Origin of the sequence: Actinomadura meridiana (assembly GCF_039537545.1) — a bacterium.
In the GTDB taxonomy this organism is placed as follows: Bacteria; Actinomycetota; Actinomycetes; order Streptosporangiales; family Streptosporangiaceae; genus Spirillospora; species Spirillospora meridiana.
The window spans coordinates 156,940-172,335 of the sequence record NZ_BAABAS010000012.1; the positions used below are offsets into that span (position 1 = coordinate 156,940).

The following is a 15,396-nucleotide window of genomic DNA, read 5'->3' on the forward strand; positions in this document are numbered from 1 at the left end:
TGACGGTCGTGGACGGGCTATTCGTCGAGGTCGAGGGTCGCGAGTTGGGTTCGGGTGGTGACGCCGAGCTTGGGGTAGGCGCGGTAGAGGTGCTGGGCGACCGTTCGTGGGCTGAGAAAGAGTTGGGTTCCGATCTCGCGGTTGGTGGCGCCGGTCGCGGCGAGACGGACGACCTGGAGTTGCTGCGGGGTCAGTAACGAGGCCGGGCGGGGGCGGTCGACGGCGGTGGCGGTGGCGGTGCGGTCTCCGGTGGCGCGGAGTTCGCTCTGGGCCTGCTCGGCCCAGGGGACGGCACCGGCGCGCTGGAAGATCTCCAGGGCGGCTCTGAGCCGGACTCGTGCCTCGGCCCTGCGGTGCTCCCGCCGGAGCCACCGGCCGAAGGCGAGCAACGTACGAGCCTGTTCGAACGGCCGGTCGTCGCATGGCCCGGGCCGCAGCGCCGCCACGAAGTTCTCTTCGGCCTGTTCCGCGGGTCCGGCCAGGGCGCGGCAGCGGGCCACGATGGCGGGGGCGCACGGATCGAGGTACTCGCGCGCGCCCCGTTCGAGGTCGTCGAGCAGCCGAGCGGCGGTGTCCGGGGCGCCCGCCCGGACCGCGGCCTCGATGTGGTCGGCGGTGCCACGGATCCAGGGGCTGCTGTGCGGCCACCCGGGCCACCGGTTCTCCATCCGGCTGAGCGCCGACTCGAACCGGCCGTGGCCGAGGTCCAGCAACGCGAGCGCCCAGGTCGCGTCCGCCGCGCTCGGCGGAGTCCCGTGGTCTTGGGCGTACCGGATCGCCTCGTCCGCCAGGGTGGCGCAGCGTTCGCCGTCCCCGGCCAGTGCGGCGAGCCAGGCCAGCAACCCGTGCAGGTAGGCGGCCAAGGGGCCCTGGCCGGTCTCGACCGCGATCGGCAGGGCCGCCTCCGCCGTTCCGATCGCGGCGCGGTGCCGTCCGAGCACCGTTTCCGCACACGCCTGGTGAAACATCCCGTTCGCGAGCTGCCACATCATCCCGGCGGCCCGGGTCTCGGCGACCATGCTGGACGACATTTCCAGCCCTGCCGCCGCGTCCCCGACGACGTTGAGCATCCGCGCCGTCCACGACTTCTCCCACACCGAGCAGGGGCGCAGCGTGGAGAAGAAGTCGGGGTCGATCGCCTGGCCCGTGATGATCTGGAAGGAGACGCGGGACTGCTGCATGTACGCCCGCAGGTCATGCCCGGCCGGAACGTCCACCGTGTCCAGCAGCGCCACTGCCTCACCCGTCAGACCGAGGTCGACGCCGTGCTCCGCGTAGTACGCGGCCCTGACCAGCAGCCCGGCGGCCTCTGACGGTTCTTGGACGGCTATCTCGGTCGCGCCGTCAATGGTGACGCGCGCGGCGGCCAGAGGATGACCGCGCTCGTACGCGAGTCGTCCCCGCACCTCGGTGATCCGGGCCAGCACAACGGGTGAAGGAGCCCGCCGTGCCGAGGCGGCGGCCAGTTCCTCCGCGCGGTCGAGTTGCCCGGCCTCCAGCGCCGCCACCGCCGCGGCCGCCAGCCGCCGGGCCCGGGCGCCGTCGTCCTCGCTGAGCTGCGCCGCCCGCTGGTAGACCGCTGCCGCCGCGGCCTGCCCGTTACGCCGGACGGCGCTCTCGGCCGTACGTTCCAGCGCGGCGGCGACCCGCTCGTCCGGACTGAACGTCCCCGCCGCCAGATGCCACGCCGCCCGGTTCGGGGCGCTGTCCTCCAGGATCTTCGCCAGGGCCTGGTGCACCGCCTGCTGCTGGGTGAACGAGGCGCCGCTGTAGGCCACGGTTCGTACCAGCGGATACCGGCAACGCACCGATCCACCCGACACCACGACCAGCCCGGCCTGCTCCACCTCGGTCAGGGTCGCGGCTGGCACGCCCAGTTCGGCGGCGCCCCGCATGACCGTCCCCAGCTCCGCGGTGTCCTCCGCCGCGATCATGACCAGCAGCAGCCGGGCCCGCTCCCCGAGCCGGTCGATCCGCCACCGGAAGGCGCGCCGCAGCCGATCGGTGACCGGCAGCAGCGCGCCGTTGGGCAACACGTCGTCTTGGACGGTCTTCGGAAGCTCCAGCAGAGCGAGCGGATTCCCACCGGCCGCCGCCAGCACCCGGTCCCGCAGATGAACCGGCAGCCCCGGACTCTCCCTGGCCAGCAGCTCCTTCGCCGTCTCGGTCGGCAACGCCTCCAGTCGCAGGACGGGCAGATCGGCGGCCGGGAGCCGCCGAGCGGTGCTGAAACTCGCGCCGGTCGCCACCAGGAACCCGACCGCGTCCCGCCCGATCCGCCGGGCCGCGAACCGCACCGCCTCGATCGACGGGGCGTCGATCCAATGCCCGTCGTCGACCACGCACAGCACCGACCGCTCGGCGGCAGCCTCGCCCAGCAACCCCACCGTGCCGAGCCCGACCAGAAACCCCTCCACATCCTCGGCGGGCCCCGTCCCGAACGCACCACGCAGCGCCCTGGCCTGCTGATCGGGCAGCGCACCCATCTTGTCGATCACCGGACGAAGCAGAAGCTGGAGCGCCGAGTAGGGCATCTCCGCCTCGCCCTCGATACCCGTGACCCGCAGCACCAGCATGTCCCGCGCCGCCCGCTCGGCCGCGTAGTCCAGCAGTGCCGACTTCCCGATCCCGGGCTCGCCCCGCACCACCAGCGCCCCACCCGCACCGGCCCGCACCTCGTCCACCAGCCGCTCGACCCGCCCGACCTCGGCGCCCCTCCCGACCATCACAAAACGATCTTACGACCCCCACCCCCACAACCCCGCCCCGCGACAAACCTCCCGCCCACGCGATCACACGACGGCCCTTGACCATCCCCTCGGGCAGACCGTTGTTCAGAAAGAAGCCGCCCGGAAATGCCGAGCAGATCAATGTGGACGTAGATGCGATGGAGGGCCCAGGGTCGTCTCCCCGGGCCCTCCTTTTTGGGTGATCAGCCCAAGGCGCCGAATTTCGAGAGGATGTCGAGGATCAGGTGGGTCACCTTTTTCGCTTTCTGTCCTCTGGTGAGCGCCACGTCGGTGTTGGTGCCAGGTTTCCGCGCCGACCAGGGAGCGGGGCTGCGTCTGATGAGTCCCCACTGGGTCGACAGGTCCACCGGATCATGTCCGGCGCGGGTGGGATAGTCCCAGGGGGACGCGACGCCGGGATCGAGTTCCGAATTACGGATGGCATCGTCGACGGGGTCGTGCTCCGATCCCCCGGTGGGGCAAGCCTCGCCGTGATTGTGAACGAGGACCGGCGTGGTTCCGGCCAGCACGTAGTACGTGTGGAGTTGGCGGACGGTGAGGTTGTACATGTCCGCCGTGTCGTGGTGGATACGGACGGCGAGGACTCGTGGATGGTCACCGTCGGTCGTGTTGAGGCGGTGGCCGTAGCGCAGGTCACCGGTGGCGGTCCAGGTGTGGGTGGTGTTGTTCCAGAAGGGGTGGTTGGCGGTGGTGTGGAGGGTCGCGGTTTTGTTGTCGGCGGTTTGGACGGTGAGGTCGGCCAGGTCGGTGTCGTGGTTGACGATGGTGGCGTCGACGGTGCGGGGGCCCTTGTGCTTTCCGGTCCTGGGGTCGGCGGCCTCGACCTTGTCCCCGGGTTTGATCTTTCCGATGGGTTTGGTCTTGCCGTCGGGCATGAGGACTTTTGTGCTGGGCGTGAAGCTGCACGCCGTGGGGGCCTCGCGGACGGGTTCTCGGCCTTTGGCCTTTCTTGAGGCGCGGCCGGATCCGGTGGTTTTTCCTGGGGCGTCGAAGGTGGTCGTGTAAGGGTCGCTGGCGTTGGCTAGGGCGGCGTCGTACCAGTGGCCGTGCATGCTGTCCGGGCAGCCGCCGACGTCGCTGCAAGCGAGGAAGACGTCGGTGGTGAGTATCTGGTTGATGTGCGCTAGGGCGGATTCGGAGTAGGGGTAGTCGCCGGGGCCGCCCAGGTATTCGTAGGGGGAGTCGCAGTAGAAGTCGGAGTATTTGCAGTCCTCGGCGATCCTCTTGAGGAATGCGGTGGAGAACTGCATTCGCTTCGCCCAGTTTCGGGGGACGAAGATGGTCGGGTAGATCTCGATGCTGTCGGGCAGGGCGGTCTGGCCGGGTGTGCTGCCGTGGGGTGGGGTGCTGTCGGGGCAGCTGGCGCGGCCGGTGGAGCATTCGTGGTCCGCGGTGGCCTGCTGGTCGTTGATGTGGTGGTTGTCCGGGGTGCATGTGGCCTCGCCTGTCGAGCATTCCTTGGGGCGTTGGCCGGACGGGTCGGACAGCGTGACGGGGTTGTTGCCCGCGTAGGTGTAGGTGGCCAGCGATTGCGGGTCGTCGGGGGCCAGGATCGGGTCGGGGGAAATGAACCGTCCGGTGGACGGGTCGTAGTCGCGGGCGCCCAGGAGGGTCAGGCCGGTGCCGGTGTCCTTGGTGCCACCGACGAAACCACGGGTTCCGGCCCAGTGGGCGGGGGCGGTGCCCCGGTCGTCGCCGAACGGTGTCTGGTAGCGCTGGTCGAGGGCGCCGGTGGCGGCGTCGATGCCGGTGGTCGCGGTGCCGTGCGGGTCGTTGATCTGGAACGTGACGTGGTCGTCGTCGGTACGGATCGCGGTGGCGGCGCCCAGGGAGTAGTAGCGGGTGGCTGTTGGTGCGGCGGCGTTTCTGACGAGGTTCAGTTCGGTGTTGCCGAGGTAGAGGGTGGTGTTCTCCTTGGCGGGGTCGGAACTGTCGAGGACGTGTTCCGCTAGCCGTCCGCCCGTGGGGTCCTGGAGGTAGTCGCTGGTCCGGGTGGTGGTGACCGTGCTGGTCGGGCCGGTGGTGGTGATGGTGTCGGCAGCCTTGGCCAGCAGGTTGTCGTCGGTCCAGGTCAGGGATTGTGAGTCGGTGGTGTGGGCGTCGGGGAGAAGGCGCCGGGTTGTGGTGTTCCCTGCGGCGTCGTAGTCGTAGGTCTGGTGGGTGGTGGTGCCAGCGGTGGTGGTGGCCAGGTCGGTGAGGGTGTGCGGGGCGCTGGCTGTCGTGGGGTAGTTGTAGGTGCGGGTGGTGCCAGGTGTGGTGCCGGACGGGTCGTGTTGGGTTTCGGTCTTGCGCGTGCCGCTGGTGTTGTAGGTGTAGCTCGTCCAGTACGGGGCGGGGCCGCCCAGGGTCGACCCGTCGGGGGTGGACGGGCACGTGGCGGTGCGAGGGGTGAATGCTTCGGTCAGCCTGGCCAGGTGGTCGTACTGGAAGCACTGGGTGTCGGTGCCGGTGCGGGACGCGTCGGTGATGGACGTGACGTTCCCGGCGGTCTGGTAGCCGTAGACGGCAGCCCGCGCCGGGCCGGTGACGTCCTCCTGGTCGGTCCGCGAAGAGTGCAGCCGCTGGGTGCCGAACTCGTATCCGTTGGTTATCCAGGTGGTGTGGCCGCCGGCGTTGAGCGTCGACTGGAGCGGCTTGCCGAGCAGGTCGTAGGTCTGGTTGGTCAGGTAGTCCGACAGGCCACTGACCTTGGTGACCTGGTGCAGCGAGTTGTAGGTGTAGGCGACGACCTCGGCGGGCAGGCCGCCCGCGGCGGGGTAGCCGACCGACCGCACCGTCCCGTCCAGGTTGTAGGCGGTCGTGGACGTGTAGTCACCGGCCAGCCCCGTCCCTGATCCCGACGCTGAGGTCTGGCCGGGAATCGACGGGACGGTCAGTGTGGTCTTCGTCGGCCGGTACAGCGCGTCGTAGGCGTTGACGGTGGCGGTGACCGGGTAGGTGGCGCCGCCGATGGTCGTGTAGCGGGTCGTGGCGGCTACCTGGCCCTTGTTGCCCGCCGGGTCCCAGGTCTGCGAGGTGAGTGCCGTACCGGCGCGGGTCTGTAGTTCGCGGGAGAGGTTGTCGTAGGTGTGGGTGATGGTCTTGCCACGGCCGTCGGTGCTGGACGTCAGTTCCCCACGGTCGTCGTAGGTCTTGGTGGTGGTTCCGGTGTCGGGGTCGGTGGCCTTGATCTGGTGGCCGAGCTGGTCGTAAGTCCAGGTCCACACGCTGCCGTCCGGGCCGGTCAATTTGGTCAGGTGACCGGACGGGTCGTAGCCGTACGCGGTGCTGTCGTACGGGCCGGTGGGGGCGTCGGCGTGGTACTGGCGCAGCCCGGTGAGGTGTCCGGCGGCGTCGGTGAAGGTGGTGGTGGGGGTGGCGCCCTGCGGTGGGGTGACGGTCACGCTGTCCCCGCCGTAGGACGTCGTGGTGGTCGACAGGCTGTGGATCGCCGCCCCGTCCCCGGAGGCCTGCCTGGCCTGGGTCACCCGGCCCAGCCCGTCGAAGGTCTGGACGGTCTGGCTCTCCACGCCGGTGGCGTCCTCCACCTTCGACAGGACACCGGACGGTGCCGAGGTCGCGTAGTAGGGGGCGTAGGTCAGGGCCGCCTGGCCGCGTTCGTCGTAGAAGGCGTCGGTCAGGATCCGGCCGTCGTCCGGGCCTGGCGCCTGAGTTTGGCGGACGCGCCCGAACCCGTCGTAGAGGGTGTAGGAGGTGTCGTGCGATCCCGTGTTGGTGAGCGTCCTTGTTTCCACTGAGCGGATCGCGTCGTCGGAGTCGTGGTAGACGAACGCCAGGTTCGGTGACTGCCCGCTGGCGCGAGACCGGTCGGGTTTCCACACGTCGGTGACCCGTCCTAGGGCGTCATAGGCGACGTCTGTGCGCCGTCCGTTCGCGTCGGTCGTCACCACCGGTAGGCCGCGCTGTGGCTCGAAGTAGGTGGTGACTGCTTGGGCGGACGCCGGTTCTCCAGCGGTTGCTGGGGGCGTGGTTATGACCACCTTGGCGGGACGTCCCGTGGAGGGGCTGTAGTCGGTCGTGGTGGTGCGGGGTGCGTCGTCGCCGGTCCCGACCGTGGTCTTCGGTGCCGCCTTGTCGTCGGACGGGTCGAACACGCTGGTGGACACGCCCGTCGTGGTGGACACCGGGCGGCCGTAGGTGTCGTAGGTCGCCGCGTCGTCCAGGTAAGTCGCGGAGTTGCCGTGCCGCGATTTCAGGGTTTCGGTCAGCGTCGCGAGCCCCCGGGTTGGCGCCTGCCCGTACGCCTGCCCGTCGTAGCGGACGCGGATGTCGGAGATCACCGCCGAGGTGCCGTCCGGCCGGGTGTCCAGATCGGGGGACGCCGAGCACTTCCCCGCGACCGTCTCGGTCCGGATCGCCCCGGTGAAGATCCACTTGGTGGTGTTGTCGGCGTAGGTGGTGCGGGTGCACTTGTCGTCGGAGGACACGCCGGTGTCGCCCAGTTCCTCCACCCGGGTGGGACGGCCGCGGTCGTCATGGACAGTGTTGGTGGCGACCTCGCGCCACCTGGATCCCGCGCCCTCGTCGAGCGAGGTGAACGACCGGGCCGAGGCAGTTCCGGTGAGATTGGCGGTGATCGTGCCCCATGAACGGGTGAGCTTCGCGGTCTGCTTCTTCCACGGCGTGCTCACCGATTTGGTGAGGACCTTGCCGCCGGGCTTGTCGTACGACTCGGTGCGGTACTCGTGACCCGCCCATGCCTGGTCATCGGTGATGGTGCCGCCCTCGCCGTCCGGCACCGTCACCGTTCGCGTCCTGGACGGATCGGAGGGGTCGTCGCGGTCCCCGTCCATCCCGCGCAGGAAGTAGTGGTCGGTCTGGGTGGACATGCCGGATACGCCGCCGGTCTCCACCCGCACATGCCCGTGCCCGCGCCACTGTGACCAGGTCTTCAGCTTCTCCTTGGTCAGCCCGTCATCGTCGTCGAACGCCCAGGCGCCGCCGTCCAGGTAGGAGTATCTGGTGACCATGTCCGGGGCGCCGCCGGTCCGGTCGGTGGCGATCACCGACTGCACCACGTATTTCGAGAACCACTGCGTGGTCACCGGCACGTCATTGGACGGCTGGTACATCTGCGGGAAGCAATGCGTGGTGTTGGACTGCGGTGTCGGCAGTTTCCCCCAGTCGCACGCGAACGCCGAATAGTTCACGTCGATCTGGCCGCCGGACTCGTCGTCGACCGTGCTGAGCCGCTTCTTCAGGAATGGGGCGAGACCGTCCCCGGTCTTGTCGAGCCGGTTCTGGAGTACCGTGTATTTCAGGGTCGTCGGCGGGAGGGCGACTTCTTTCGTGCTTGCTGTCGCGGTGTGCTGGATCGAGTCCAGAAGCAGCTGGTAGTCGTTGTCGGCGTCGCCCCAGCGGTGGTGCAGCGCCCATGAGTCGATGTCTTTGTAGGAGCCATCTGGTTGGAGCGTCTGCGTCGTTACTTTGGCCAGACGGGTGCGCGTCCAGAAAGTTGGGCTGTAGAGATTGGTGCAGTCTGCTCCGGACTTGCAGTTCATGTCCCAGGGCGTGTCGTACCAGTACTGTCTGTTGGCGTCGATCTTCGCCGGGTCGCACAGCGATGCCGTCGGCTCCAGACAGCGGGCGCCGGTGCCGAAGTTCACCCGCGCCATCGGCTTCACCGTGGAGGAGTAGATGTCGGAGACGCGCTGCCCGTACTCGATGTGGTCCAGCGTCGCCCCGCGCGTGTACGGGGTGGCCTTGGCGGCGTCCACGGCCCGGCCGTAGTTGTTGGTCTCGGGGTTGTACCAGTAGGTGATGTCGTTGCCGTTCGGGTCGATCACCAGGTCCAGGTTCCAACGGCGGCCCTGCTGGCACCACGAACTGTCGAACGCGGTCCCGTGGCATGGTTCGTCGGAGTCGTCGCCGAACACCGGGACCGTCTCCACGGAATTTGTTTGTTTGTCCCCTGAGCCCCAGTTCGGCAGGCGGTTGTAGCCGAAATAGTATCGGGTGCCATTCGACGTGGTGGCGACGAAGTACTCGCCGTCGTTGTCGCCGTTGCCGCGTGAGGTGTCGCGGACTCGCACTATCTTGGTGCCGTCGTCTCCTCGGATTCGCCATTCGTCCGCCGACACGGGAACCAGTTGCCCGGAATGGCCCTGGAAGCTGATCGTCGCGTTGTCGTATCCCCAGCACAGGTCGCCCGAGTCGATTCCGTTGACCTTCACTCCGTCGTCGCCGCACGACTTGTACGACCGTTCCACGAAACCTGGATCGAGGTCGAACCCGTCCCCGGCCCACGACGCCTGGTTGTTGCCGTTGGACGTCCGGCCGTCCACCGTTCCCGACGAGTACGACAACCCCACCTGGGGCACCAGGCCGCCCGGCACCGCCGGTACCGCCATGTCGTAGTTCCACGAGAACGAGCCGCTGTTCACCGAGGTGCTCCACGACGACGCGGCCGCCAATGGGGCCGCCTTGTAGTCCCCGGTGCCGCCTGACTCGGAAGGCGCCGCCGCCAGGACAACGGTCGAACCGTTCGCTGTTCCTGCCGTCACCGCTTTCGCGGTCACGGTCTTCGTCTCAGCGTTGTTTCCGCCTGCCAGTGGTGTCGCCACGCGGCATTCGGGTCGGTCCGGCGTCGACAACGCGCATTCCGGCAATTGCACCAGGCGCAAGCGGCTTCCGTATCCGGCGCCTGCGGCTTCGGCGAATGCCCCGTAGCCCAGGCTCACGTCCACGTGTCGTCCGGCGCCGCTGACTGCCGGACCGGACACGGTGAGCAGCACCCCGTCCAGTCCGACCCGCGCCGCCGCCGCGTGGTCCAGCACCCGTACCTTCGCCGCCGTTGTCGTCCGCAAGGTCACCGGCGCTGAACCGGCCTTCACGGCGTGTGGTTCATCGGCGAGCCCCTTGGTGTCCTGGCTGGTCGGGGTCACGGATGCCGTGCCTGCCTTCGGCCAGGTCGCTTTCGGCGTCCCGTGGTGGGAGCGCTTTGACCGTCGCGCCTGCGGCTTGGCGTCGCGCGGCCGCACCTTGGCCTTGTGGACCTTGACCGGCCGCTCGGCCGACACCGCCTCGGGCCTGCCCGAACCCGACGAACCCGGCGGCTGGCAGCCCGCGAGCAACGCCGCCGCCAGCACGCACGACATGGCAGCCGCCACGACCGGCAGCGACCGACCCCAGGAAGAAGGCGACAGGCGCATTTCGGCTCAACTCTCCGCCGCCTCCCGGGACGCCGGGAGGACGGCTCATCACGCCGTCCGCAGGCCGGACGGCTGACACACGAAACAGGTGAGGATCTTCGGTGACATCGGGGCGGACCCTTTGAGGAGGCGCGCCTGGGGGAGGGCGCTCGTGCGCCCGGACGGGCGTCCGGCGTTCGCCGGGCGTTTGGCGGCCTTTCGGCCGGACGGCGCACGTGCCGCCCGGGTCAGGGGCCGGACGAGCTGTCCAACTCCTCGCCGTCGGCCAACTTGCCGATCTGCCCCTGGCTCAGCACTCCCTGGTAGGCCCACACGTCGTCGAGTTGACCGGAGAAGTACTCGCTCCAGGCGCCGCCCGACCGGTCGCGTCCGAGCTGCAAGCCCGAGGTGGCCTCGAATGGTTGGGGTGCGCCGGTGAAGGACACGTGGTCGGTGCAGGTCCCGGAGGTGTCCTCGTCGTCGCAGACCTGGTCCTCCAGTTGCCCGTCCGCGTACAGGGACAGCTGGTGGGCGAAAGCGTCGTAGGTCACCGCCAGGTGGTTCCAGCGACTGCCTCCGTCCGCTGGCGCCTGGTAGCTGTGCACGGCGCCGGTTCGCACCCGGGGGCTGCTGTCATCGGCGGTTTCCACCTGCCACTGCCCCACGTAGACGGTCTCGTTGGTGTAGGGGTCGGTGACGGTTTTCTGGTAGTCCCAGCGGACCGTCAACGCACTGTCGGTGCCGTCGCCGATCGACCACACCGTCATGTCCCGGTTCGGGGCACCGGCGGTCTGCGCCCATCCCGCGATGGTGAAGCTCTGGCCGGTGTGCAGTGGGGACGCCGTGGTCGAGGCGTAGCCGTTGGTGCCGTCCAGGCTCAGCGCGCCGCTCCCCACGTAAGCGGAACTCGGATCTATCGTCGCGTTCCCCGACAAGGTGACGGGGTTGGCGGTCAGGTCGTCCGGTGAGACGGGCGGGATGCCGGACGCCTGGTTGAGCTTCCACCGGCCCGCCAGCGTCGGCCGCCGCTGGACGAGTTGCTCCACCTCCGGTCCGCTGACGACCCGGTCGAAGACCCGCACGTCGTCGATGTCGCCGCCGAAGAACTGGTCGTTGGTGCCTTCGGTGTTGTTCGCACCGATCTGCAACGGCCCCGGGTTGGGCCACGCGGACGTCTGGGTGTAGCCGGTCGTCGAGACCAGGTAGCCGTTGACGTACAGCCGCAACTGGTGCGACCTGGCGTCCGAGACGCCCACGAGGTGGGTCCACTGGCCGGTCGTCGGCCCCATGCACGGGACGCCGTTGGAGTCGTTCGACCCCACCGTGCAGTCCGGTTGCATCGCCCGTGTCAGCGCTGCGGTGGAGGAGTCAGAACTGTAACGGCCGAAAACCCAGCGCTTGTACCACGTGGAGTAATAGAGGACGAATTCGCCATTGTGCACGCCGTTCTGGATGAGCACCATGTGCGAGGGATCATCGGCGGGAGGAGGTGCGAGCCGGACCCATGCCGCCACGGCGAAGCTGCGGGTCGCGTCGACCTGCGGCCTGTCGGTGCGCGCGTAGCCGCCCGCGCCGAAACGCACCGCGGTGCCCTGGGCTCCCTTCACACCGGCGGTGACCTGGCCCGACACGACCGCGTCCGAGGTGACGGGGGTGCTGGTGAGCGTTGTGCCGGACGTCTCGTCCAGCGGCCACACCGCCCGGGGCGACAGCCCGGTCGTCATCGCGTGACCGGCGGCCAGGTCGGCTACGTCGGCGGTTGGTAGCGCCCGATCCCAGACGCGCACGTCGTCGATACCGCCCTGCCATCCGTCGACGTACTCGGTGCGGAGGGTGTGGTGCAGGTATCGGCCGAGTTGGAGCGGACCGCGGGCGTTCCACGATGCCGGGACGGCGACTGGAGCCGACGCTTCCCCGTCAACGTAGACCGTGGCGGTCTTGGCTGCCGCGTTGTAGACGCCGGTCACGTGCGTCCATTGGCCTGTTGCCACCGGTTTCGTTGACCGGGCCGCTGTCCATGGGTTTGGTGCGCCTGGGCCGTTCACGCCGCCGGTGTCCTCCGAACGCAGTTGGAAGGTCCAGGCTCCATCCACCACACCGAGTTCGAACGCGCCCGCGAGGGTGCCGTTCTGGCTGATGAGGCTGTGATCGGCGTACGCGCCGGGCCCGTCCGCGAGATTGGCCCAGGCCGAAACAGTGAAGCTGTCGTCGGTGTCGAGCACCGCCGCGTCGGTGGCCGCGTACGCCTCGGGGCCGCCGTCCGTGCCGACCGTGCCCGACAGACGCAGGCCCTGGCCGGTGTGTCCGGGGGCGCCGACCGTCACGCCCGACGACGAGGCCGTCGCGGTGATGGGACGGCCCGTCGCCGCCAGCCGGGCGGTTCCGGCCGGATCGTCCATCGACCATCCCGACCGTTGCGGATCGCCCTTGGAAACAAGGAAGTAGTAGACGGTCGGTTCGGAGGCGTTCCCCGCCGCGTCCAGTGCGCGGGCCGCGAAGAAATGCGGCCCCTCCGTGGTCATCAGAAGATGGACCGACTGTGCCGCGCCATTCGACGTCGCCTTCTCGTGTGCCGAGGACGGCATCTGGTCGAGCGCGTACTGGTACTTCACGACATCGGTCGAGGCGCTGTCCATGGTGAAGGTGCCGTACCGGCCGACGCCGTTGGTCCACGGCAGATCGGCGGTCGCGTCCGGGGAGCCAGGGAACGACTCCGACGACAGCGCCGGGCCTACAGGACGGGATGTGTCGACTCGGAAATAGCAATCGGTGGGCGACGGCCCACTCGAACTCCACGGGCCCCACTCGGCGCCGTCCCAGGCACGCGCTTCCCAGCCCACCGTCTGATCGCGCGGAATGGACGACGACGGCAACGTCATCGAGAACAACGACCCCGACGCCTTGAACGAATTCGACGGCGGCCGGGTGCCCTCCGCGCCGGTCGACCACCAGCGCCGCTTGAACACCCCGTCGCCACCGGTCCAGGCGGCGGCGAACTGGACCCCGATCCGGTCGTCGTCCGGGTCGGTCGGCCTCGCCGTGACCTGCGGCCACTTGGTGATCGCGACCGTGGAGGCCTGGCATGCCGACCCCGGCGACATCGACAGGGCCGACATCGGAATCTGCCGAGGCGGCAGGTTGTACTCCACGCGCAGGAACGCGTCGCTGGCGAAACGCTTCCATTCGTAGCCGTAGGACGACCCCTCGTCCTGCGCCTTCAACCCCAGCGTCACGTCGTACCAGTTGCCGTTCGCCGCGGCCTGGACCTTGCTTCGCAGCGTGGTCGAACTCGTCCCGCCGAACTCCAGATACCCCGCCGGACAGCTCGAACTCCAGCCCTTCGCGGCATTGATCGTCTGTAGATGGTCGGGCCAGAACGCCGACGAACTCGAATTGCCCCACGTCGTGTGCGAACTGATCCGGTTCGTCGCGTACAACTGAACCGGCCGAGCCGTGCAGTTGTACGCCCAGGACTCGTGGACCCCGAACTCGGCGTACAGGATGTGCTTGCCGACCAGCGGACCACCCTTGATCGGCATCGCGTACAGCACGCGCTTGACGTCTCCGGCCACACAGGTCCGCGTATCTGGGCAGTAGCCGGTCCCGAAGTCGTCGCTGAACTTCCAATAGGAATTGTTCGACCAGTGCTTCGAGATCCCCGCCCAGCCACCGGCATGCGGCGTTTGCCAGTTCGGATCGATCGTGACCGGATACACCGTGTCCGGATCTGCGAGCAGGGTCCGATCGGGCGTCAACGTCAGCGAACGGCTCCCGGGCTTGGTTCCGAGTGCCAGCCGCGCCACATGCTCGCTGGCATGCCCGGGAGGCTGAACCTTTGGCGACCCGGTCGGGGTCGGGGACGCACTGGTCCTGGCGCGTCCGGACTGGTCCAGGCCCGCGCCCTCGCGCCCGGCCGTCGTCGAGTCGTACATCACGGGCGCGGCCGCGGTGAACACCGTCCCGCCGCTGGCGGGATCGACCGCCGCCAACGAACCGTCCTTGCCCACCTGGACGTTCAGGTCGCTGTTTCCAAGGCCCAGCGTCAACCGCGCCAATGCCGGATTCTGGGCCGCCTTCGCCGACTTCACCACGAGCAACTGGGTGAACCCGGTATCCGTCGCGGTCATCCGGAGATCCACACCTGGCAGCACCGATTCGTACACGGCCGTGGCACTACGCACCACCGGGACCGGCAACCGTCCAGGCCAGGTCAGTTCCAGTTGCTTGCCCGCGCTGGACATGCGGACCAGCGGCCGTGTCCCGCCTCCGGAGAACCGCAGGTTGGACGTCACGACCCGTGGTGCCACCGAGCCGTCGGCCAGTTTTCGCAACGAGGGGTCGATCGGCTTCCACTTTCCACCGACCCGCGTCCGCACCGGTTTGTTGTGGATCGTCGCCACCAGACGTCCGCCGGGCTTGGCGGTGACGTCCGTGGTCTCCGTGGTCAACGCCGGTACCGGAACCGGCTTCTTGGTTCGGCGGGCCTTGGCCAACGCGACGCTCTCCGCCGAATCACCGGGGTTTCCCGCTGGTGAACCTCTTCGTTCCGCCGCCAGCGCAGGCCCTGGTTGTCCGGGGCCGACTCCCACCAGGAGCCCCAGCGCCATAGCGGACGCGACCACGGACGCGATCCGGCGCACGCCGACCCTCTCCGCGCTCACGCGAACTCACCCCGGTGGCGCCGTTCGCGGACGGGAAAGACGGGCGGCGCGGACGGCGGCCCATGGCGAAGGGACGATCTCGACGTCATGGGCCGGATGATCGCAACGGCCGCGACACGGTGGATAGGAACGAATGACTCAACCTCCGACTCACATTCCGAGCCGCAGCGCCCCAGCGGGAAGCGGGCGGTGTCCACTGATCCAGCAACCACCTACTGGACGTGCTAACTTGGTCGTGTGACTAACTTGGTCGATCGTGCAACTTCGGGCCGTGGACGCCGCCGCCGCGAGCAGTTGATAGATGCGGGCGTCTCGCTGCTGGTGGACGGCGGCTGGCCCGCGGTGACCACGCGTGCGGTGGCGGAGCGGGCCGGCACCAACATCGGGCTGATCCACTACCACTTCGGCGGACTGCCCGGCCTGCACTCGGCCATCGCGAGCAGGGCGGCCGACGAGATCATCACCCCGATCATCGACGCCCTCCTGGACGCCCCGGACTTCGCCGCCGCCCTGGACACCGTCCGCGCCCTGGTCTCGGCCACGCCCGGCGACGGCCGGATGATGCGGCTGGCGGTGGAACTCATGCCGGGCGCCCTGCGCGACCCCGCGATGGGCGAGGTTCTGCGCGACGGCTTGCGCCAGGCGCGGGCGCGGATCGGTGAACGGCTCGGAGAACTTCATCCGTCCTGGTCCGAGGCGAGACGCACCGGCGCGGCCACCGTCATCGTCGCGTTGCTGGACGGGCTCATGCTGCACCGGCTCCTGGACACGTCGTTGCCCGTCGACGAGACGTTGGACGCGCTCGCCGATCTCATCGAAGACCGCTCATGAGGGTGCGCGCGGCATCAACGAAAG

The 15,396-nt window shown here is 68.9% G+C and carries 4 protein-coding genes; 1 reads left to right on the plus strand and 3 read right to left on the minus strand.

Going from position 1 to position 15,396, the window contains the following annotated elements:
- Positions 1–17: 17 nt before the first annotated feature.
- The 3 genes from ABD808_RS21025 to ABD808_RS21035 form a co-directional block, all read right to left on the minus strand.
- On the minus strand, positions 18–2,726 hold the full coding sequence (locus ABD808_RS21025) for a helix-turn-helix transcriptional regulator (RefSeq protein WP_344899304.1): 2,709 nt from the start codon (positions 2,724–2,726) through the stop codon (positions 18–20).
- A 206-nt stretch (positions 2,727–2,932) separates the two neighbouring features.
- The gene (locus ABD808_RS21030; protein ID WP_344899238.1) at positions 2,933–9,859 is read right to left on the minus strand and encodes a polymorphic toxin-type HINT domain-containing protein; all 6,927 of its coding nucleotides are present in this window, start codon (positions 9,857–9,859) and stop codon (positions 2,933–2,935) included.
- A gap of 269 nt (positions 9,860–10,128) precedes the next feature.
- Positions 10,129–14,541 carry a LamG domain-containing protein gene (locus ABD808_RS21035; RefSeq protein WP_344899240.1) on the minus strand — a complete coding sequence of 1,471 codons (4,413 nt, stop codon included), beginning with the start codon at positions 14,539–14,541 and terminating at the stop codon, positions 10,129–10,131.
- Between the two features lie 237 nt (positions 14,542–14,778).
- On the opposite strand from ABD808_RS21035, the gene ABD808_RS21040 reads away from it, so the two are divergent.
- Positions 14,779–15,372: a TetR/AcrR family transcriptional regulator gene (locus ABD808_RS21040; RefSeq protein WP_344899242.1), complete on the plus strand. Its 594-nt coding sequence runs from the start codon at positions 14,779–14,781 to the stop codon at positions 15,370–15,372.
- The last annotated feature ends 24 nt before the right edge of the window (positions 15,373–15,396 follow it).

Coding starts and splice junctions, on each gene's coding strand:
- ABD808_RS21025 (WP_344899304.1), bottom strand. CDS start 2,726: ATGGTCGGGAGGGGCGCCGAGGTCGGGCGGGTCGAGCGGCTGGTGGAC.